This is a genomic window from Streptomyces sp. NPDC088817 (assembly GCF_044750345.1).
Lineage (GTDB): Bacteria > Actinomycetota > Actinomycetes > Streptomycetales > Streptomycetaceae > Streptomyces.
This window is the reverse complement of sequence record NZ_JBIVJN010000005.1, coordinates 220,342-240,186: the sequence shown is the minus strand read 5'-3', so window position 1 is coordinate 240,186 and position 19,845 is coordinate 220,342. Positions and strand designations below refer to the sequence as shown.

Sequence of the window (19,845 nt, the reverse complement as noted above, 5' to 3'; positions counted from 1 at the left end):
TCCGTTGTGCCGAAGGGCACGTGTTCAGCACCGCTTCGTTCCCGATGCAGCAGGCCGAGCGGCTCGGCCCCGGCCGGCTCATGAGGTGTCCACGGTGTGCCAGGCTCCGCAGCGTGGTGCCTGTGGGACTGCAGAAGCGGTAGCGGCAGCTCAGGAGCAGCAGCGGCAGCAACGCGGTACCGGCGCGTGGAGTCGTCCTGATTGTGGGGGCTCCGCGCGCCTTGCGTATCCTCGCTACGTGCTTCTCTCAGACAAGGACATCCGGGCCGAGATCGACGCCGGGCGGGTGCGGATCGATCCCTTCGACGAATCCATGGTGCAGCCGTCGAGCATCGATGTGCGGCTCGACCGCTACTTCCGGGTGTTCGAGAATCACCGCTACCCCCACATCGACCCCTCCGTCGAGCAGCCGGACCTCACCCGGCTCGTCGAGCCGGAGGGCGACGAACCGTTCATCCTGCACCCCGGGGAGTTCGTTCTCGCGTCGACGTACGAGGTCATCACGCTTCCCGACGACCTCGCCTCCCGGCTCGAGGGCAAGAGCTCGCTCGGGCGGCTCGGGCTGGTCACCCACTCCACCGCCGGGTTCATCGACCCCGGTTTCTCCGGGCACGTGACCCTGGAGCTGTCGAACCTCGCGACTCTGCCGATCAAGCTCTGGCCCGGGATGAAGATCGGGCAGCTGTGCCTGTTCCGGCTCAGCTCGCCCTCCGAGGCCCCGTACGGCAGTGAACGCTACGGCTCCCGGTACCAGGGGCAGCGCGGGCCCACCGCCTCCCGCTCCTACCTCAACTTCCACCGCACGCAGGTGTGAGAGGCGCTCGCGACATGACCGAGATACGAGAGAACCTCAGCTACGAGGCCTTCGGCACCGCCGTGCGCGAGCTCGCGCAGACCATCGCCGACGACGGGTACGAGCCGGACATCGTGCTCAGCATCGCGCGCGGCGGTGTCTTCGTCGCCGGCGGGCTCGCCTACGCCCTCGACTGCAAGAACATCCACCTGGTCAACGTCGAGTTCTACACCGGCGTCGGGACCACGCTCGAGATGCCCGTCATGCTCGCGCCCGTGCCCAACGTGATCGACTTCTCCGACAAGAAGGTCCTGATCACGGACGACGTCGCCGACACCGGCAAGACGCTCAAGCTGGTCCGCGACTTCTGCCTGGACACCGTCGCCGAGGTGCGCAGCGCCGTCATCTACGAGAAGTCCCAGTCGCTCGTGAAGTGCGAGTACGTCTGGAAGCGCACCGACGAGTGGATCAACTTCCCGTGGTCCGTGCTGCCCCCGTGCCGCAAGGCCGGCACGCCGATCACGCCCTCGAAGGACGCCCTGTAGCGAGAGCCCATCAGCGTCAGCAACGAGCGTCGTACGGCCCCGCAGCGCCTGCTGCGGGGCCGTACCTGTACGTGGACCTGTACGTCGTCCGTACGTGGTCCGTCAGGCGCTGGTCAGCGCGGCCTGGCCGCGGTCGGCCTTCACCGGGCCGGCCGCGGACGGCCGGACGTCGAAGTCGAACATGGCGGTGGGGACGTACAGCGAGCAGCACGCGTTGGGGATGTCCACGATGCCGCTGATGCGTCCCTCGATGGGGGCGGAGCCGAGCAGCAGGTAGGCCTGCTCTCCGCTGTAGCCGAACCTCTTGAAGTACTCGACGGCGTTGAGGCAGGCCCGCCGGTACGCCAGCGTCGCGTCCATGTAGAAGTTCGTGTCCGTGTCGTGGTCGACGGAGACCCCGATGAAGCTGATGAACTCCGTGTAGCGCGGCTCGACGTTGCCGGGCATGAACACCGGGTTGGTGGTGATGCCGTACTTCTCCATGCCGCCCTTGATCAGGTCGACGTGGAAGTCGATGAAGCCGCCCATCTCGATGGCCCCGCAGAAGCTGATCTCTCCGTCGCCCTGGCTGAAGTGCAGGTCGCCCGCGGAGAGCTTGGCGTCCTTGACGTACACGGGGAAGAAGGCCCGCGAGCCGCGGGTCATGTTCTTGATGTCCTGGTTGCCGCCGTTCTCACGGGCCGGAACCGTACGTGCGCCTTCCTGGGCGATACGGGTGGCGACGTCCCCGGTGGCCTTGCCGGCGAGCGCGTGGGTGGCGTCCGGAGGTATGGCGAGGGGCGGGACCCGGTTCGGGTCGGTGTCGATCAGCGCCTTCTCGCGGCTGTTCCAGCGGGCGAGCATCTCGGGGGACGGGGCCGTTCCGAACAGACCGGGGTGGGTGATTCCGGTGTAGCGGATGCCGGGCAGGTGGCGGGAGACCGCCTGCTGGCCGTGGAAGTTCCAGATGGCCTTGTAGGAGTCCGGGAAGTAGTCGGTCAGGAAGCCTCCGCCGTTGGTCTTGGCGAAGATGCCGGTGTAGCCCCAGCCCTGGCCCGCCGCGTCACCGCGCTGCTGCGGCACGGGACCGAGGTCGAGGATGTCGACGACGAGCAGGTCGCCGGGTTCGGCGCCCTCCACGCCTATCGGCCCGCTGAGCATGTGAGGGACGGTCAGGTCGATGTCGCGCACGTCGTTGGCGGAGTCGTTGTCGCCGATCTGGCAGTCGGTCCAGTCGCGGCACTCGATCCGGAACTCCGCTCCCGGCTTCACCATGGCGGCGTTGGGGATGTCGGGGTGCCACCTGTTGTGTCCGGGAACGTCCTGCTCACGCATCGACTTGCTCTGGTCCACGTTGAAGAGAATTTCGGGCATGACAACTCCTCACTTCTGATCCGGTGACGTCGGAGCACCCGTGCTACTGGCAGGCGGAGCGGCCCGGGTCGGCCGGGGCGTTCCACGGGTGCGCGGCCACAGCCCCACGAACATCAGCACGCCGAACACTCCCAGGGCGATGGCGGTCTCGGTGGGGTGCTTCCAGTAGCCGGAGAGCAGCAGCGCCGCGGGAATGGCACCGGTGACCCAGCCCTCGATCGCGGTGATCCATCCCGTATAGGCCCTGAGGTGCTCCATCTTGAGGCCGAGCAGCAGGAAGAACAGGAACCAGAGCAAGGCCCAGTAGAGCCAGATGACCCCGAAGGGGGCATCGTGCAAGATGTGGAAATTGGCGAACGAATAACCCAGTGCGGCAATTGCCACAAACAATGAGTAATAGCCGACCCCGGTGGTGTCGAGGTTGGCGAGCAGGCCGATACCCACATAAAGGTAGGTGAAGCCGAACAGGTAGATGCCGGATGCCGCCAGGATCTTCTTGGGGTCGCCGCCGGCCGTGAAGATGAGGTAGGTCGGCGTCAGAACCTGCAATGTTCCTACGAACAGGTTCAGTATTGCTCCTGACCGGGCATCGACCTTGTTGAGGAGCAGCAACCCATTCATGAAGAGCACTGCGCCGACAAAGAGGAGTCCTACATTTCCCACCGCGACGCACCTCCTGACTCCGCGTGAGGTGGAGACAGTCAGGGACGCGGCAGCCGCGGGAGCGCGGGATGCGGTCGCCGCTCCGGCCTTGCGCGCGACGGCACTTCGGCAACCACTGCCGGGGCCTCACGGGTCTGCTCCTCCCGTTCGCGGAGGGCGGAGGACACGCTCGAGGCCGTCGACAGGCCGGCCGAGGAGTACAGACGCCTCGCGGCGTCCGCACAAGAAGGGCAGCCGTATGTCGTGGGCGCCGTTCCGATCGCCAATTTCACATCGAAGGGGCCGCAATGGCCGCATAGATATTCGTAAGTGGCCATTATTGCTCCGGAAATTGCTGGACGCTCACGAACCCGAGTGTGCGGCGCCGGAAAAACGTGTGCCGCGACTGTTTCCTCTCTTCAAGGAGACGTCTCGTCAATGGGCGTGTCAAGTCGGGGGAGGGGGCGCGGAGGGGTGGCCGTCCCTTCTCCTGTTCCGGCAGTCCGTGGGGTGCGTATCAGTGCATGATCGTGCGCGCGGTGTTGATCAGCCGGGGCGGCGGCGGAGCCAGTAGAAGATCCACTATGAGGGGTGGAGTGAGGCGACTCACGCCTGATTTCGCTGGACGGTTGCGACCGACACCTTTAGTTTCGGTAAATAGATTCATTTTGCTTATGCGCAGGCACTGGCGCCGCGCATACTGTCTCGCAGAAAACCAAGGAGGGCGGATCGGTGAGCAACATGGACGCCGTGTGGGTACGAGGCGTGAACGGCATTCAGTTGCATCACGTGACCGACCTTCAGGACGCCGGCAGGTTCCTGGGCAATGCGGCGATGGCCCTGCGGGCCGCGCACGTCAGGACCGGCACCGACCAGTACGCCGGCCTCGCCGCCGAGCTGAAGAGCCTGGTGGAGCGGGTGCGGGAGCTGGAGGACACCGCACGCTCGGGCATGCACGAGCTGCACTCCACCGACCCTGAGCGGTTCGCCCGCTGCCGGGACGGTCACGAGCCGTGGCCCGGCGAGATCCCGGCGGGGTTCATCCCGCGCCACACCTGCAAGGACCAGTGCCTCTACCACGATCGCGGGGTCGTGGAGGCCGTCATGCAGTGCACCTGCGGGCAGCCGCCGTGCCGGGCCTGCGAGATCGGCGGCAAGCTCTGACGAGCGAGGACGAGCGAGGACGAGCAAGGGGCCCGGCGTAGTGCCGGGCCCCTTGTGTGCCGGTGGGCCGTCGGAAGGCCGGACACCCCCTAGAACGTGCCGAGCTTCACGATCGACAGCAGCGCGATCAGCTGGATCGCCGAGGCGCCCAGGGCCTTGGGCCAGGGCAGGTCGTGGGAGCGGCTGACCATGAGGGTCAGCAGCGCGCCGCACGCGACCCAGGTGGCCCAGCCGAGCAGCTGGACGAAGCCCGCGTCGCCGCCGAGGAACATGGCGACGAGCAGACGCGGCGCGTCCGTGACCGACATGACCAGCATGGACAGGCCGACCGTGGGCTGCCAGGCCCCGTCGCCGCCGAGCTGGCGGGCCAGGGTGTGGGTGACCACACCGAGGACGAAGGCGCTGAGCACCAGCGCCACGGCGGTGATCAGGACGATCGGGATCGCGTTGGTGAGGGTGGCGTTGATGGCCTCCTCGCGGGCGCCGTCGAAGCCGAAGACCGCGAGCAGCCCGTAGAGGAACGTCACGATGAGGGCGGGGCCCCACATCGTGTAGTCGCGCATCTGGAGGAACGTCTGGTTGGGGGAGAGGACTATGCCCCGCAGCAGGTCCGTCCAGTGCAGCCGGGGGCCGATCGGACCGGCCGGCGCCGAGCCCGCGCGGTAGGTCCCGCTCTGGTTGTACGGGTCCTCGCCGACCGCGAAGGCCTGGGTGTGGCCGGGGTTGTCCGCCGCGTACGGGTCGGGGCCGCCCTGCGGACGGCCGCCGCCGAAGTACTCCGGCTCGCCGTAGCCACCGCCGTCGGCCTGGGGCCACTGGGCGCCCCCGCCTCCGTACGGCGGCCGCTGCTGCGGGTACGGCTGCTGCGCCGGGGGATAGCCGTACGAGGGGGCCTGGGGTGCCTGCTGCCCGTACGGAGGTCGTTGGGTCCGCGCCTGCGGGGCCCGGTCGTTCCGGTCGCCGCGTCCGCTCCTGAATCCAGCCACGTCATCGAACGTACCCGAGCCCGCCGGATCCCGTGCGGGACCGGGTGTTTCGGCAGGGCTTTGGGTCCGAGCTGTGACATCCCCTAAGGGGCGTTCCGGGCGTTTCTCAGGGGCGTTCACGGAGTGCTCGGAGGTACACGGAGGGGCTGAGTGGCGGCCCGGGGGTCACCGGGCAGGATGGGACCATGAGCGTAGTCAAGATCAACGTACTGACCGTGCCCGCCGAGCAGCGCGAGACGCTGGAGAAGCGGTTCGCCTCCCGGGCCCACGCGGTCGAGAACTCCGACGGGTTCGAGTGGTTCGAGCTCCTGCGCCCGGTCGAGGGCACCGACACCTATCTCGTCTACACGCGCTGGCGTGACGAGGAGTCGTTCCAGGCCTGGATGGAGGGGCCGATGAAGTCCGCGCACCAGGGCGCCGGCGCGGGTGAGGGCGGGGAGCGGCCGAAGCCCGCGGCCAGCGGTTCCACCCTGTGGTCCTTCGAGGTCGTGCAGCAGGCCGCGCCCAAGAGCGCGTAGCACCGGAGCCCGGAGCCCGGAGCCCGGAGCCCGGAGCCCGGAGCCCGGAGACCCGAGCCCGGAGACATGGCGACGCCCCCGTGCCCATACGGACACGGGGGCGTCGGACGCGGACGACCGGGCCTGCCGCCTACTTCACCGGCTCGGGCTCCGGCTCGGTCTCGTCGGCCGCCTCGCCCGCCGGGTCGACCGGCGTCCTGACGGAGTCGAGGAGCAGCTGGGCGACGTCCACGACCTGGACGGACTCCTTGGCCTTGCCGTCGTTTTTCTTGCCGTTCACCGAGTCGGTGAGCATGACCAGGCAGAACGGGCAGGCCGTCGAGACGATGTCCGGGTTCAGCGAAAGAGCCTCGTCGACGCGCTCGTCGTTGATGCGCTTGCCGATCCGCTCCTCCATCCACATCCGGGCGCCGCCGGCGCCGCAGCAGAAGCCGCGCTCCTTGTGGCGGTGCATCTCCTCGTTCCTGAGGCCCGGGACCTTGCCGATGATCTCGCGCGGAGGCGTGTAGATCTTGTTGTGGCGGCCCAGGTAGCAGGGGTCGTGGTAGGTGATGATGCCCTCGACCGGGGTGACCGGGACCAGCCTGCCCTCGTCCACCAGGTGCTGGAGCAGCTGGGTGTGGTGGACGACCTCGTAGTCGCCGCCGAGCTGGGGGTACTCGTTGCCGAGCGTGTTGAGGCAGTGCGGGCAGGTGGCGACGATCTTCTTCGCCGACTTCGGCTTCCTGGACTCGGGCGTGACGTTGCCGTCGTCGTCCGTCTCCTCGCCGAAGGCCATGTTCAGCGTGGCGACGTTCTCCATGCCGAGTTCCTGGAACAGGGGCTCGTTGCCCAGGCGGCGGGCGGAGTCACCGGTGCACTTCTCGTCGCCGCCCATGATCGCGAACTTCACGCCCGCGATGTGCAGCAGTTCCGCGAAGGCCTTGGTGGTCTTCTTGGCGCGGTCCTCCAGGGCGCCGGCGCAGCCGACCCAGTACAGGTACTCGACCTCGGAGAGGTCCTCGATGTCCTTGCCGACGACCGGGATCTCGAAGTCGACCTCCTTGGTCCACTCCAGGCGCTGCTTCTTTGCCAGGCCCCAGGGGTTGCCCTTCTTCTCCAGGTTCTTGAGCATCGTGCCCGCCTCGGACGGGAACGAGGACTCGATCATGACCTGGTAGCGGCGCATGTCGACGATGTGGTCGACGTGCTCGATGTCGACCGGGCACTGCTCGACGCAGGCACCGCAGGTGGTGCAGGACCACAGCACGTCCGGGTCGATGACGCCGCCCGCGAAGGCGCTGTCGGCGCCGGTCTCCAGCGTGCCGATCAGCGGGCGCTCGGCCTCCACGAGCGCGGACGTGGGGACGTCCTTCAGCTGCTCCTCGGAGGCCTTCTCCTCGCCCTCCATGGTCTTGCCGCCGCCGGCCAGCAGGTACGGCGCCTTGGCGTGCGCGTGGTCGCGCAGCGACATGATCAGCAGCTTGGGGGAGAGCGGCTTGCCGGTGTTCCAGGCCGGGCACTGCGACTGGCAGCGGCCGCACTCGGTGCAGGTGGAGAAGTCCAGCAGGCCCTTCCAGGAGAACTGCTCGACCTGGGAGACGCCGAAGACGTCGTCCTCGCCGGGGTCGGTGAAGTCGATCGGCCTGCCGCCGGAGGTCATCGGCTGAAGGGCGCCGAGGGCGGTGCCGCCGGTGGCCTCGCGCTTGAACCAGATGTTCGGGAAGGCCAGGAAGCGGTGCCAGGCCACGCCCATGTTGGTGTTCAGGGAGACCACGATCATCCACACGAAGGACGTGCCGATCTTGATCATCGCGGTCAGGTAGACCAGGTTCTGCAGTGTGCCGGCCGACAGGCCCTTGAAGGCGAGCACCAGCGGGTACGAGGCGAAGTACCCGGCCTCGTAGTGCCCCACGTGGTGGAGCGCGCCCTCCAGCCCGCGCAGGACGTAGATCGCGAGGCCGATGGTGAGGATGACGTACTCGACGAAGTACGCCTGGCCGGCCTTGGAACCAGCGAAGCGGGACTTGCGGCCGGGCCGGGACGGCAGGCTCAGCAGCCGGATCGCCATGAGCACGGCGATGCCGAGGACGGTCATCACACCGATGAACTCGATGTACATCTCGAACGGCAGGAAGTCGCCGATGACCGGCAGCGTCCAGTCGGCCCGGAACAACTGGCCGAACGCCTGTGCGAGGGTGGGCGGCAGCGTCAGGAAGCCGATGGCCACGAACCAGTGGGCGACGCCCACGATGCCCCAGCGGTTCATCCGGGTGTGGCCGAGGAACTCCCGGACCAGGGTCACGCTGCGCTGGTAGGGGTTGTCGGTACGGGTGCCGGCGGGTACGGGCTGGCCCAGCTTGAAGTACCGGACGAACTGGCCGATGGCACGGGCGAGCAGCGCGACGCCGACCACGGTCAGGACCAGCGACACGATGATCGCGGCGAGTTGCATGGGGGCTCCTGAGGCGGCCTCGAAATTACTGAGCGGTAACTTATGTAGTCCGTCTGAGACTACCCCCATCTTCCGACGCGATGCAGCTGGACGCGGGGTGATCTGGGTCGCTGGAAGCCCTCGTGGGGGCCGTCCGGGGGTACCGGAGGGCCGCCCGGGGATCCGGTCGCGCGCCGATCGTGTTATTCGCACCCGATCGCCCCATATACCCCTAATTTAAGAACCGTGCTCTACGGGATCGCCACCGCCATCACCGCTCTCCTCCTCGCCGCCCTGCTCTCGGCGCTGCTCCGAGTGCTCGCGCTTCGGCTGGGCCTCGTCGACCGCAGGAGGCGGGCGCGCCCCTTGCCGCTGCTCGGCGGCCTGGCCGTGGTGCTCAGCACCTGCCTGGTCGCCGCGGCCGGCGGCTGGACCGGCACCGCCCCGCTGGGCGAAGGGGTGGGCAGGCTGCTCGCCGCGGGCGCCGCGGTCGCCCTGCTCGGGACCGCCGCGGACGTGTGGCGGCTGAGGACACCGTTCCTGTTCGTCGGTACGGCCCTCGCGGCGGCCTGCGTGGTGCCGTACGACGAGACCGGGCCGGTGGCCGGGATCGCCGCCGTCGTCTGGATCGCCTGTGTGGCCGCCGCCTTCCGGGGACTCGATCACGCGGACGGCCTCGCGGGCACGGTGGGCGTGCTCACCGCGTTCGGGGTGGGCGCGTGCGCGGCGGCCGAGGTGATGGACGACCTCGCGGTGCTGCTGAGCGTGCTGGCGGCCGCCCTCACCGGGTTCCTGATGCACAACTGGCATCCGGCCCGGGTCGCCTTCGGGTCCGGCGGCTCGCTGTTCACCGGCTTCGTGCTCGCCTCCGCGGCCCTGCTCACCCGTACCGGGTACGACACGGTCTCCACCGTGGCGGTGCTGTTCGCGCTCACCGCCACGGCGAGCGCCGACGCCGTCCTGGTCCTGCTGTCGCGGAAGCTCGCCGGGCGCCCCCTGCTGCGCCGAGGCCCGGACCATCTCGCGCACCGGCTGCGCAGGCTCGGGCCGACCCCGCCGGGCGTGACCGTCCTGCTCGGTGTCGGCACCTTCGCCGCGGTCCTGGTCGGGGTGCTGGTCCACACGAACTGGATCGGTCCGAGAGCCGTGGCGTGGGTGGCCGGGGCGGCCCTGGTGGCCGTTCTCGGGCTGCTGCGGGTACCGGCGTACGCGCCGCGTCGCCCGACCGAACTCAACAGCGCCCGTGTGCAGTCCCCGCTCCCGGGTACGCGCACCCAGTCCCGGCTGCCCGGGACGCGCACCCAGTCCCGGCTTCCCGGGAGCCGGGGGCGGGCCCGGGTGCCCGGCACCCGCGGGCGGCCCGAGGAGCGCACGGCCCGGGGCCTTCCCGCCGCCGGGAGTGCCACGCGCGCGCGTGCGGATGCGTCCGGTAGCGGGGCACCGCCACGCGCGCGTGCCGGCGCTTCCGGCGCCCGCCCCCGCGGCGAGCCCTTCTGGGGCATCCTCCGCGCCCAGGGGCAGTCCGAGGCGGGAGCCCCGCGCGGCCGGGTTCCGTACGACGCGGAGGCCGGCGGACCCGGCGTATCCGGGGTGCAGCCCCCTCGCCGTCAACTTGAATATCCGCCTCCTCCGCCCAGGCAATCCACATCGCCGCAGGTCAGAGCGCCCTTGCGTATAAGGGATGGATAAGTCTTGAGTCGATGTGGCTCAGGTCTGTTGACCCGGCGGTGAGCCTCGGGCACACTTGAGTCCGTTCCACTCAAGTCAGCTGGAGGAATTCACCATGGCACGTGCGGTCGGCATCGACCTGGGCACGACTAACTCCGTCGTCAGCGTTCTCGAAGGCGGCGAGCCCACCGTCATCACCAACGCCGAAGGCGCCAGGACCACGCCGTCCGTCGTCGCCTTCGCCAAGAACGGCGAGGTGCTGGTCGGTGAGGTGGCCAAGCGCCAGGCCGTCACCAACGTCGACAGGACCATCCGGTCGGTCAAGCGCCACATGGGCACCGACTGGAAGATCAACCTCGACGGCAAGGACTTCAACCCGCAGCAGATCAGCGCCTTCGTGCTGCAGAAGCTGAAGCGGGACGCGGAGGCATACCTCGGCGAGAAGGTCACGGACGCGGTCATCACCGTCCCGGCGTACTTCAACGACGCCGAGCGCCAGGCCACCAAGGAGGCCGGTGAGATCGCCGGTCTGAACGTGCTGCGCATCGTCAACGAGCCGACGGCCGCCGCCCTGGCGTACGGCCTCGACAAGGACGAGCAGATGATCCTCGTCTTCGACCTCGGTGGCGGTACGTTCGACGTCTCGCTGCTGGAGATCGGCGACGGCGTGGTCGAGGTGAAGGCCACCAACGGCGACAACCACCTCGGTGGTGACGACTGGGACCAGCGTGTCGTCGACTACCTGGTCAAGCAGTTCCAGGCCGGTCACGGCGTGGACCTGTCCAAGGACAAGATGGCCCTCCAGCGTCTGCGTGAGGCGGCGGAGAAGGCCAAGATCGAGCTGTCCTCGTCCACCGAGACCTCGATCAACCTGCCCTACATCACGGCGTCCGCCGAGGGCCCGCTGCACCTGGACGAGAAGCTCACCCGCGCCCAGTTCCAGCAGCTGACGGCCGACCTGCTGGAGCGCTGCAAGACGCCGTTCCACAACGTGATCAAGGACGCCGGCGTCTCCGTCAGCGACATCGACCACGTCGTGCTCGTCGGTGGTTCCACCCGTATGCCCGCGGTCGCCGAGCTCGTCAAGGAGCTGACCGGCGGCAAGGAGGCCAACAAGGGCGTGAACCCGGACGAGGTCGTCGCCATCGGCGCCTCGCTCCAGGCCGGTGTCCTCAAGGGCGAGGTCAAGGACGTCCTGCTGCTCGACGTCACCCCGCTGTCCCTCGGCATCGAGACCAAGGGCGGCATCATGACCAAGCTGATCGAGCGCAACACCACGATCCCGACCAAGCGCTCCGAGATCTTCACCACGGCCGAGGACAACCAGCCGTCGGTGCAGATCCAGGTCTACCAGGGCGAGCGCGAGATCGCCGCGTACAACAAGAAGCTCGGCATGTTCGAGCTGACCGGTCTGCCGCCGGCGCCGCGCGGCGTCCCGCAGATCGAGGTGTCCTTCGACATCGACGCCAACGGCATCATGCACGTCACGGCGAAGGACCTCGGCACCGGCAAGGAGCAGAAGATGACCGTCACCGGCGGCTCCTCGCTCCCGAAGGACGAGGTCGACCGCATGCGCGAGGAGGCCGAGCGCTACGCGGAGGAGGACCACAAGCGCCGCGAGGCCGCCGAGACCCGCAACCAGGGCGAGCAGCTCGTCTACCAGACCGAGAAGTTCCTCAAGGACAACGAGGACAAGGTCCCCGGCGAGATCAAGACCGAGGTCGAGTCCGCGGTCGCCGAGCTGAAGGAGCAGCTCAAGGGCGACTCCGCCGGAGGCGACAACACGGCCGAGATCCGCACCGCCACGGAGAAGGTCGCCGCCGTCTCCCAGAAGCTCGGCCAGGCCATGTACGCCGACGCCCAGGCCGCGCAGGCCGCGGGCGGTGCCGGTGACGCCGGTGCCGGCCAGGCCAGGGCCGACGACGACGTCGTGGACGCCGAGATCGTCGACGACGAGCGCAAGGACGGTGCGGCGTGACGGAGGAGACCCCCGGCTTCGAGGAGCATCAGCCGCAGCCTCCGCCGCAGTCCGACTCCGCCCCCGCCACGCCCGACGACGCCGCGCAGGCCGCCGCCCAGGACAAGGGCGCGGCCCCGGCCGGTGAACCGGACCAGTCGGCCGCGCTGACCGCGCAGCTCGACCAGGTGCGCACGGCGCTCGGCGAGCGCACGGCCGACCTGCAGCGGCTCCAGGCCGAGTACCAGAACTACCGGCGCCGGGTCGACCGGGACCGGATCGCGGTACGGGAGGTCGCGGTCGCGAACATCGTGTCCGAGCTCCTGCCGGTGCTCGACGACATCGGCCGCGCGCGGGACCACGGCGAACTGGTGGGCGGTTTCAAGTCCGTCGCCGAGTCGCTGGAGACCGTGGTGGCCAAGCTCGGCCTGCAGCAGTTCGGCAAGGAGGGCGAGTCCTTCGACCCGACGATCCACGAGGCCCTGATGCACTCGTACGCACCGGACGTCACCGAGACGACGTGCGTGGCGATTCTGCAGCCCGGGTATCGGATCGGCGAGCGCACCATCCGCCCCGCGCGGGTGGCCGTGGCCGAGCCCCAGCCCGGCGCGCAGACGGTCAAGCCGGCCGAGGAGTCCGGCACGGCCCCGGCCGCCGAGCAGGGCGAGGACAAGGAGAACGGTGGCCCGGAGGAGGGCTGACGCAATAACGGACGACGCACGAGAGGAGGGACGTCGGGGATGAGCACCAAGGACTTCATCGAGAAGGACTACTACAAGGTCCTCGGCGTCCCCAAGGACGCCACCGAGGCCGAGATCAAGAAGGCGTACCGGAAGCTCGCCCGCGAGTTCCACCCGGACGCCAACAAGGGCAACGCCAAGGCCGAGGAGCGCTTCAAGGAGATCTCCGAGGCGAACGACGTGCTCGGCGACGCCAAGAAGCGCAAGGAGTACGACGAGGCCCGCACCCTGTTCGGCAACGGCGGCTTCCGCCCCGGACCGGGCGCGGGCGGCGGCTCCTTCAACTTCGACCTGGGCGACCTCTTCGGAGGCGCCCAGGGCGGCGGCGGGGCGAGCGGCGGCTTCGGCGGCGGAATCGGTGACGTCTTCGGGGGCCTGTTCAACCGGGGCGGGGCGGGCACCACGCGCGCCCAGCCCCGGCGCGGCCAGGACATCGAGTCCGAGGTCACGCTGAGCTTCACGGAGGCCATCGAGGGCGCGACGGTGCCGCTGCGCATGTCCAGCCAGCAGCCGTGCAAGGCCTGTTCGGGCACCGGCGACAAGAACGGCACCCCGCGGGTGTGCCCGACCTGCGTCGGCACCGGACAGGTGGCGCGCGGCTCCGGCGGCGGGTTCTCGCTGACGGACCCGTGCCCGGACTGCAAGGGCCGCGGGCTCATCGCGGAGAACCCCTGCGAGGTCTGCATGGGCTCCGGTCGGGCCAAGTCGTCCCGGACGATGCAGGTCCGCATCCCGGCCGGGGTCAGTGACGGCCAGCGCATCCGGCTGCGCGGCAAGGGCGCCCCGGGCGAGCGCGGCGGACCCGCGGGCGACCTGTACGTGGTGGTGCACGTCGGGGCGCACCCGGTCTTCGGGCGGCGGGGCGACAACCTCACCGTCACCGTGCCGGTCACGTTCGCCGAGGCGGCCCTCGGCGGCGAGGTCCGCGTGCCCACCCTGGGCGGTCCGCCGGTGACCCTGAAGCTGCCCCCGGGCACCCCGAACGGGCGTACGATGCGGGCCCGCGGCAAGGGCGCGGTCCGCAAGGACGGCAGCCACGGCGATCTGCTGGTCACCGTGGAGGTGTGTGTCCCGAAGGACCTGTCGGGGAAGGCTCGTGACGCGCTTCAGGCGTATCGCGAGGCCACCGCGGGCGAGGACCCGCGGGCCGAGCTGTTCGAGGCCGCGAAGGGAGCATGAGTGAGATGGACGGCCGCCGCCGCAACCCGTACGAACTGACGGAAGACACACCGGTGTACGTCATCTCGGTGGCCGCCCAGCTGTCCGGACTGCACCCGCAGACACTCCGTCAGTACGACCGGCTGGGCCTGGTGTCCCCCGACCGTACCGCCGGACGAGGGCGCCGCTACTCGGCCCGCGACATCGAACTGCTCCGTCAGGTGCAGCAGTTGTCGCAGGACGAGGGCATCAACCTGGCTGGAATCAAGCGCATCATCGAACTGGAGAACCAGGTCGCGGCGCTCCAGTCCCGGATCGCTGAGCTCCAGGGGGCGCTGGACGGCGCCGCGGCGGCGATGCGGCAGCGCGAGGCCGCCGTCCATGCCTCCTACCGCCGGGACCTGGTCCCCTATCAGGAGGTCCAGCAGACCAGCGCGCTGGTGGTCTGGCGGCCCAAGCGGCAGCAGCCGGACTGACACACACTCGGCCGACGACGAGGGGCCGGGAGGCCGTGGAGCCTCCCGGCCCCTCGTCGTGCTGTGCGGGTGCGCTGCCCGTAAAGGGAGGTTGGAGGTGATTCCGCAAGGCTCCCCAAAGTCTTCACAGGTGCAGCGGAGCGTTACGTTGCCATCTCGTTAAGTGGTTCCGCTTGACGCCGATGGCCGCCTCCGCGTTGGCTTTTCAGTCACCTGGGTCGCAATGCTGCGCCCTCGTCCGGAAGGCACCAGAAGTGAGCACCTTGATGCGTCGTATCGCCATAGCCGTGGCCGCACCCACGCTGACCTTCTCGCTCGCCGCCTGCGGGGCGCTCGACGGGACGGCGAGCGGCGGGGACGCGAGCCCGACCAGGGGCAACGACCTGACGGTGGGTCTGCTGCTGCCGGAGACGGCCAACACCCGTTACGAGAAGTTCGACTACCCCATCATCAAGGAGAAGGTCTCCACCCTGACCGGGAAGCAGGGCAGGGTCGAGTACGCCAACGCGGACGCGGACGCGGACCGGCAGGCCGGCCAGATGCAGCGGATGATCGACAACAAGGTCGACGTCATCCTGCTCGACGCGGTCGACTCGCACACCATCGCCGACATGGTGCAGAAGGCCAAGGACGCGGGCATCCCGGTCATCGCCTACGACCGGCTCGCCGAGGGCCCGATCGACGCGTACATCTCCTTCGACAACGAACTGGTGGGGGAAGTGCAGGGCCGCTCCCTGATCGAGGCGCTGGGCTCCAAGGCCGACCTCTCCCACAACATCGTCATGATCAACGGCTCGCCCACCGACCCGAACGCCAAGCAGTTCAAGGAGGGTGCGCTCTCCCAGCTCGGCGGGAAGGTCACGATCGCCAAGTCCTACGACACCAAGGACTGGAAGCCGGAGAACGCCCAGGCGAACATGGCCCAGGCGCTCGCCTCGCTCGGCAAGGACAACGTCGCCGCCGTCTACTCCGCCAACGACGGCATGGCGGCCGGCGTCATCAGGGCCTTCAAGGCCGCGGGTATCACCGATCTGCCGGCCATCACCGGCCAGGACGCCGAACTGGACGCCGTGCAGCGGATCGTGGCCGGCGAGCAGTACATGAGCGTGTACAAGCCCTACCCGACGGAGGCCGAGACCGCCGCCCAGATGGCGGTCGCCAAGGTCCAGGGCAAGGACATCCAGTTCGACTCCCTCACCCGGGACCGCGTCAGCAGCCCCACCCACCGCAACATCCCGGCCCAGTTGGTCTCCGTGGTGGCCCTGACCCAGAGGAACATCAGGAGCACGGTCGTCGACGACAAGATCTACTCGGTGGACGACATCTGCACCCCGAAGTTCCAGGCGTCCTGCACGGCGATCGGCCTCGTGAAGTAACTGCCCGTCGGACCCGATCCGTTCGGGTCCGACAGCAGGCGTGATCTCGCCGCGATCGCGCCGTGCACCGGCCCGTACACACCGGTCGAAACCGCTGGTTTTCGAGAGTCGCGCCCACAGGAGCCGTGTTGCACAGCCGGTCCGCTCCGCGCATAGTTGCGCTGCGGAAGACGCGGAGACCGGGGGTGTGATGGGGCATGACCGGGCACGGGACGGCGGAGCATCCACACGGTGCCGACCGACTGTGCGAGGCCGGAGAGCACGTGTACGCCCGGGCCGTACGACGGGGCCGGGTGCCGCGCCGGATCGCCGAGCCGGTGCCCTGCCTGCTCGAACTCGCCCTGCTGCACCCTGACCCCGACGACATGGGCTTCCTGGTGCCGACCGCGCCGCAGGAGGTCATGACCCGGCTGCTGCGCGGGATGTACGACGAGGTCAGTGAGAGCCACCGGCGGGTGGGCTCGGTGGTGGCCGCCGTCGAGCGGTACGGCGGGCTCGGCCGCCAGGCGCGGATGCCCTCCGCGGCCCTGGAGGGCACGGCGATCCGGGTCCTGGACGGCCTGTCCCGCATCCAGGCGGCCATGGACGAGGCGACCGAGGCGTGCACCACCGAGGTGCTCACCGTCCAGCCGGGCGGCATCCGCCGCGAGCACGAACTGTCCGAGGGGCTGCACCGGGCGCTGGCGCTGCGCGGGCGCGGGGTGCGGATGCGGGACCTGTACACGCATGTGGCCCGGCACGGCCAGGGGCTGCTCAACTACCTGGAACTGCTGGGCGACGCGGTCGAGGCACGCACGCTGGACGAGGTGATCGACCGGCTGATCCTCTTCGACCGCACGGTCGCCTTCGTGCCCGCCAACGCCGACTGCACGATGGCGCTGGAACTGCGCCATCCCGCGCTGGTGGAGTACCTGGGGACGGTCTTCGAACGGCTCTGGCGGCTGGCGATCCCGCTCACCGCGCCGCTGCCCGACACGGGCATCGAGGGCATCTCCCACCGCGAGCGGTCCATCGCGGCGCTGCTCGCCGAGGGCCACCAGGACGCGGTGATCGCCGAGCGGCTGGGCATCAGCGTCCGCACCTGCCGGGCCCATATCGCCCGGCTGTCCGAGACGCTGGGCGCGGCCAGCCGTACGCAGCTGGGTGTGCGGATCGCCCAGGCGGGGCTCGACGGGCCGCCGCGCGCCGCGGGCGTGGGGCCGTTCACGGTTCCGGGTCCAGAAGTCCCGACCGTCCGATGAGGTAGCCCAACTGGGCGCGGCTGCCGCTGCCGAGGGTGGCGGCGAGCTTGGCGATGTGCTCACGGGCGGTGCGTACGTTCATGCCGAGGCGGGCGGCGATGACGGCGTCGGTGTGCCCCTCGATGAGGAGGCCGGCGATGGCGCGCTGCCGGGGGGTGACGCCGTCAGCGGACGGCCGCGGGACGGCCAGGGGGTACATCGGGGTGGCCAGCCGCCACAGCCGGTCGAACATGGTGGCGAGGTACCCCACCAGGGCCGGGTGGCGCACTTCGAGCGCGAGGGAGCCGTCGGCGTTGGCGGGGACGAAGGCGATCCCGCGGTCGACGACGATGAGGCGGGGGGTGACCTCGTCGAGGGAGCGGGCCTCGACGTCGCCGGTCAGCTGCTCGTTGTAGGCGGGCACGGAGGGCACATGGCGCAGCGTGTGCTGGTAGAGGGTGCGGATGCGGCCGCCCCGGTCCAGGAGCGCCTGGTCGCGCTCCAGCGACACGGCCCGGGCCTTCTCGATGTCCTGGCCGACGAGGCCCGCGTGCGGTTGTACGCACAGGAGTTCCTCGCTCGCCTCGGTCATGGTCTCGGTGATGGCCCGATTGATCCGGCGGTTGCCGCTGAGGAGTCTGAGTGCCGGCGAGTCGGGCCCGGCGGTACGCGGCCCCTCGACACGCATGAGCGTCTCGAACGTCCCGGTCAGCCGTTCCTCGCGCCGCCGTTCCTCGGCCACGCGCTCGGCGGACCCCCTCAGGAGCCGGTGCAGCGCGGCCGCGGGCGGCACGGGTTCGAGCCTGCTCGCGTCGGCGACCGAGGGGTGCAGCAGCCCGAAGTCGACCAGGCAGGGTGTGTCGGCGGCCTCATGGGCGGCCACCTGTCCTTGGCGCAGGGCTCGTTCGTACAGTGCTGCGCCCGGGGAGCACAGGTCCTCCGGCCGGTGCTCCGGATGTGGTGCCGGGCTCACGGGGTCCCTCCCGTCAGGTTTCAGTGCTCCTGCTCGAGGATGCCGGACTGTGCGATGAGGTAACCGAGTTGGGCACGGCTGCCGCTGCCCAGCGCGGTGGCGAGCTTGGCTATGTGGGCGCGGCAGGTGCGCACGTTCATGCCCAGGCGGCGCGCGATGGCCTCGTCGACGTGGCCTTCGACGAGGAGCTTGGCGATGGAGTGCTGGATCTCCGTGATGCCGTCGGGGGCGGTTTCGTAGGGAGTGCCGGCGCTCAAGGGGACCGCGCGGTTCCACATGAATTCGAACACCTTGATCAAATAGCGGACCAGGCCCGGATGCCGCAGCTCCAGCGCGACCTGCTGATCGTCCCGGCTGGGGATGAAGGCGACCGTCTCGTCACAGATGATCAGGCGCTCCACCAACTCGTCGATCGTGCGGTACTCCACCTTGCCGTTGGCGAGTTGGTCCACGTAAGCCAGCTGTTCGAGGTTGTAGCGGACCGTGTGCTGGTAGAGGGTGCGGATGCGTACGCCGCGGTCCACCAGCGCGGTGTCACGCTCCAGGCCCTGCCGGATGGTTCGTTCCGTGAAGCGGTTGCTCGGCTGGACGGTGAGCATCTCGACCTGGCATTGGGACGTGGCCAGGTCGAGTGCCGTGTTGATCCGGCCACTGCCCTCCAGGACCGTGATGGAGTGGGTGGCCGATGTCGTTTGGGCGCTCAGTGACAGGAACGGCTCGAATGCATCGGACAGTTCGATGGACCGCCGACGGTGCTCGGCGATCTCGCGCTCGAGTGGACCGAGACGCTGGGCCAGCGCTACGGCCGGAGGGACGGGGCGCAGCCAGTCGGGATCGTCGGGATCGGGATGGAGTAGGGCGAACTCCATCAGGCACGGGGCCGGTTCCGCGTCGGCGCGGGAGATGCGTCCGGACTGCAGGGCGCTCGCATAGAGTCGGCCACCTTCGTCGCACATCTCGGTCACCACATGGGGATGTGTCGCGTTAGCCCGATTCATTGTGAAATCTCCACCCCCCAGGGTCCTGAACGTGCAGGAACATGATGCACCGATTGTGTGGCCATGACGTGCCTGAATGAGCCATCGTCGTATGCGACGGGGGAAGAGGGGACCTTCAAGTGAGGACGAAGTCGACTATGGGAAAGAGAGCGCTTCGCTCGGTACTTGTCGCCATCTTCTCCGCCGCTGTGGCTCTCGTGGCGCTGAGCGGCCAGATGGAGAAGAAGGTCGACGACCGGGCGGACAGTAAGTGGCCGGCGGTGGCCGTGACCATGGCTCCTGCGGATTCGGCAACGGGTTCCGGGAGCTGACGTGACCACTCCACCCGACGACCGTTCCTTCCGTCGCGAGATGGCCACGGCCTACCGCTCCGGTTGGCACTTCATCGACCTGGTCACCGCCATCCCCCACAGCGGTGATTCGCTGATGGTGACCGTCTTCGGTGAACCGGTCGTCGTGACGAGGGACGAGGACGGTGACGTCCGGGCGTACCGGTGTCTGCGGCGGCCTCGGGGGGCGCCGCAGCCCGTACGGTGTGCCGTCCGTTACGGAATGATCTTCGTCAACCTGGACCAGAGGGATCACCGACAGGTGCCGGCACCGCCCTCGGTCCTCAGAACCATCTCCGCCACCCCCCGCAGTGCCTGACGCGATTCCCCCGTCGTAACAGATCGCTCAGGTGCTTCCCCCCGCAGCGGCGTCACCGTGACCTGAACACGGTGACGCCGCTGTTGTTTTCCCGGAGACCTCCGGGTATCAGCGGATTCGATCGCTGGCCGAAAATCGCCACCGCTCGGCGTATCGCCGCCCTGTCTCCACCTCCGCTTCCGCCTCCGCGTGCCGCGCACGCGTACTCCTTCCTGTC

The 19,845-nt window shown here is 69.2% G+C and carries 18 protein-coding genes and 1 pseudogene; 12 read left to right on the top strand and 7 right to left on the bottom strand.

Annotated elements, in window-relative coordinates:
• The first annotated feature begins 238 nt into the window (after window positions 1–238).
• Window positions 239–814, top strand: coding sequence for a dCTP deaminase (dcd, locus tag ACIP4X_RS11710; RefSeq protein ID WP_358737008.1), 576 nt, complete (start codon window positions 239–241; stop codon window positions 812–814).
• A 14-nt stretch (window positions 815–828) separates the two neighbouring features.
• Window positions 829–1,338, top strand: coding sequence for a phosphoribosyltransferase (locus ACIP4X_RS11705; RefSeq protein ID WP_358737006.1), 510 nt, complete (start codon window positions 829–831; stop codon window positions 1,336–1,338).
• Between the two features lie 102 nt (window positions 1,339–1,440).
• Here the strand turns inward: ACIP4X_RS11705 and fmdA are convergent, their stop codons facing one another.
• The 3 genes from fmdA to ACIP4X_RS11690 are packed head-to-tail and all read right to left on the bottom strand — an operon-like array spanning window position 1,441 to window position 3,671.
• Window positions 1,441–2,691: a formamidase gene (gene fmdA / locus ACIP4X_RS11700; RefSeq protein WP_358737004.1), complete on the bottom strand. Its 1,251-nt coding sequence runs from the start codon at window positions 2,689–2,691 to the stop codon at window positions 1,441–1,443.
• Window positions 2,692–2,700: 9 nt separating this feature from the next.
• Entirely contained in the window at window positions 2,701–3,354 is a 654-nt protein-coding gene (locus ACIP4X_RS11695; protein WP_358737002.1) for an AmiS/UreI family transporter, read from the bottom strand.
• 38 nt (window positions 3,355–3,392) lie between these two features.
• The gene (locus tag ACIP4X_RS11690) at window positions 3,393–3,671 is read right to left on the bottom strand and encodes an FmdB family zinc ribbon protein (protein WP_358737001.1); all 279 of its coding nucleotides are present in this window, start codon (window positions 3,669–3,671) and stop codon (window positions 3,393–3,395) included.
• A gap of 403 nt (window positions 3,672–4,074) precedes the next feature.
• On the opposite strand from ACIP4X_RS11690, the gene ACIP4X_RS11685 reads away from it, so the two are divergent.
• Window positions 4,075–4,497, top strand: coding sequence for a hypothetical protein (locus tag ACIP4X_RS11685; protein ID WP_358737052.1), 423 nt, complete (start codon window positions 4,075–4,077; stop codon window positions 4,495–4,497).
• Window positions 4,498–4,586: 89 nt separating this feature from the next.
• Here ACIP4X_RS11685 and ACIP4X_RS11680 read toward each other — a convergent pair whose 3' ends face one another.
• A complete protein-coding gene (locus tag ACIP4X_RS11680) occupies window positions 4,587–5,483 on the bottom strand; it encodes a Yip1 family protein (RefSeq protein ID WP_358736999.1) in 897 nt (298 codons plus the stop codon).
• Window positions 5,484–5,668: 185 nt separating this feature from the next.
• On the opposite strand from ACIP4X_RS11680, the gene ACIP4X_RS11675 reads away from it, so the two are divergent.
• Window positions 5,669–6,001 carry an antibiotic biosynthesis monooxygenase gene (locus ACIP4X_RS11675; protein ID WP_358736997.1) on the top strand — a complete coding sequence of 111 codons (333 nt, stop codon included), beginning with the start codon at window positions 5,669–5,671 and terminating at the stop codon, window positions 5,999–6,001.
• 130 nt (window positions 6,002–6,131) lie between these two features.
• Here the strand turns inward: ACIP4X_RS11675 and ACIP4X_RS11670 are convergent, their stop codons facing one another.
• Window positions 6,132–8,435, bottom strand: a complete 2,304-nt coding sequence (locus ACIP4X_RS11670; RefSeq protein WP_401347938.1) for a (Fe-S)-binding protein — start codon at window positions 8,433–8,435, stop codon at window positions 6,132–6,134.
• Between the two features lie 225 nt (window positions 8,436–8,660).
• Between ACIP4X_RS11670 and ACIP4X_RS11665 the strand changes: the two are divergent.
• The 7 genes and pseudogenes from ACIP4X_RS11665 to ACIP4X_RS11635 all read left to right on the top strand — a co-directional run.
• Window positions 8,661–9,674: pseudogene (locus ACIP4X_RS11665) on the top strand (MraY family glycosyltransferase); the annotation flags it as partial.
• Between the two features lie 523 nt (window positions 9,675–10,197).
• Window positions 10,198–12,060, top strand: a complete 1,863-nt coding sequence (gene dnaK / locus ACIP4X_RS11660) for a molecular chaperone DnaK (protein WP_358736993.1) — start codon at window positions 10,198–10,200, stop codon at window positions 12,058–12,060.
• Complete coding sequence (grpE, locus tag ACIP4X_RS11655; RefSeq protein WP_358736991.1) at window positions 12,057–12,740, top strand: nucleotide exchange factor GrpE; 684 nt, start codon at window positions 12,057–12,059, stop codon at window positions 12,738–12,740. Before dnaK ends, grpE begins: the two co-directional genes overlap by 4 nt.
• Window positions 12,741–12,779: 39 nt before the next feature.
• A complete protein-coding gene (dnaJ, locus tag ACIP4X_RS11650; RefSeq protein WP_358736989.1) occupies window positions 12,780–13,958 on the top strand; it encodes a molecular chaperone DnaJ in 1,179 nt (392 codons plus the stop codon).
• Between the two features lie 5 nt (window positions 13,959–13,963).
• Window positions 13,964–14,413, top strand: a complete 450-nt coding sequence (locus ACIP4X_RS11645) for a heat shock protein transcriptional repressor HspR (protein ID WP_358737050.1) — start codon at window positions 13,964–13,966, stop codon at window positions 14,411–14,413.
• Between the two features lie 266 nt (window positions 14,414–14,679).
• Window positions 14,680–15,789 (top strand): sugar ABC transporter substrate-binding protein, encoded by a 1,110-nt coding sequence (locus ACIP4X_RS11640; RefSeq protein WP_401348122.1) that lies wholly within the window; start codon window positions 14,680–14,682, stop codon window positions 15,787–15,789.
• A 197-nt stretch (window positions 15,790–15,986) separates the two neighbouring features.
• The gene (locus tag ACIP4X_RS11635; protein WP_401347934.1) at window positions 15,987–17,030 is read left to right on the top strand and encodes a LuxR C-terminal-related transcriptional regulator; all 1,044 of its coding nucleotides are present in this window, start codon (window positions 15,987–15,989) and stop codon (window positions 17,028–17,030) included.
• Here the strand turns inward: ACIP4X_RS11635 and ACIP4X_RS11630 are convergent.
• Window positions 16,993–17,982, bottom strand: coding sequence for a helix-turn-helix transcriptional regulator (locus ACIP4X_RS11630; protein WP_401347931.1), 990 nt, complete (start codon window positions 17,980–17,982; stop codon window positions 16,993–16,995). The two genes, ACIP4X_RS11635 and ACIP4X_RS11630, sit on opposite strands and share 38 nt — an antisense overlap.
• A 20-nt stretch (window positions 17,983–18,002) precedes the next feature.
• Window positions 18,003–18,980 carry a helix-turn-helix transcriptional regulator gene (locus ACIP4X_RS11625; protein ID WP_358736986.1) on the bottom strand — a complete coding sequence of 326 codons (978 nt, stop codon included), beginning with the start codon at window positions 18,978–18,980 and terminating at the stop codon, window positions 18,003–18,005.
• 312 nt (window positions 18,981–19,292) lie between these two features.
• Between ACIP4X_RS11625 and ACIP4X_RS11620 the strand changes: the two genes are divergently transcribed.
• The gene (locus tag ACIP4X_RS11620; RefSeq protein WP_358736984.1) at window positions 19,293–19,628 is read left to right on the top strand and encodes a hypothetical protein; all 336 of its coding nucleotides are present in this window, start codon (window positions 19,293–19,295) and stop codon (window positions 19,626–19,628) included.
• Window positions 19,629–19,845 lie beyond the last annotated feature (217 nt).

Coding starts and splice junctions, on each gene's coding strand:
- dnaK (WP_358736993.1), top strand. CDS start 10,198: ATGGCACGTGCGGTCGGCATCGACCTGGGCACGACTAACTCCGTCGTC.
- ACIP4X_RS11635 (WP_401347934.1), top strand. CDS start 15,987: ATGACCGGGCACGGGACGGCGGAGCATCCACACGGTGCCGACCGACTG.
- ACIP4X_RS11690 (WP_358737001.1), bottom strand. CDS start 3,671: ATGGCCACTTACGAATATCTATGCGGCCATTGCGGCCCCTTCGATGTG.
- ACIP4X_RS11705 (WP_358737006.1), top strand. CDS start 829: ATGACCGAGATACGAGAGAACCTCAGCTACGAGGCCTTCGGCACCGCC.
- ACIP4X_RS11625 (WP_358736986.1), bottom strand. CDS start 18,980: ATGAATCGGGCTAACGCGACACATCCCCATGTGGTGACCGAGATGTGC.
- ACIP4X_RS11670 (WP_401347938.1), bottom strand. CDS start 8,435: ATGCAACTCGCCGCGATCATCGTGTCGCTGGTCCTGACCGTGGTCGGC.
- ACIP4X_RS11645 (WP_358737050.1), top strand. CDS start 13,964: ATGGACGGCCGCCGCCGCAACCCGTACGAACTGACGGAAGACACACCG.
- ACIP4X_RS11640 (WP_401348122.1), top strand. CDS start 14,680: ATGCGTCGTATCGCCATAGCCGTGGCCGCACCCACGCTGACCTTCTCG.
- dnaJ (WP_358736989.1), top strand. CDS start 12,780: ATGAGCACCAAGGACTTCATCGAGAAGGACTACTACAAGGTCCTCGGC.
- fmdA (WP_358737004.1), bottom strand. CDS start 2,691: ATGCCCGAAATTCTCTTCAACGTGGACCAGAGCAAGTCGATGCGTGAG.
- ACIP4X_RS11685 (WP_358737052.1), top strand. CDS start 4,075: ATGGACGCCGTGTGGGTACGAGGCGTGAACGGCATTCAGTTGCATCAC.
- ACIP4X_RS11675 (WP_358736997.1), top strand. CDS start 5,669: ATGAGCGTAGTCAAGATCAACGTACTGACCGTGCCCGCCGAGCAGCGC.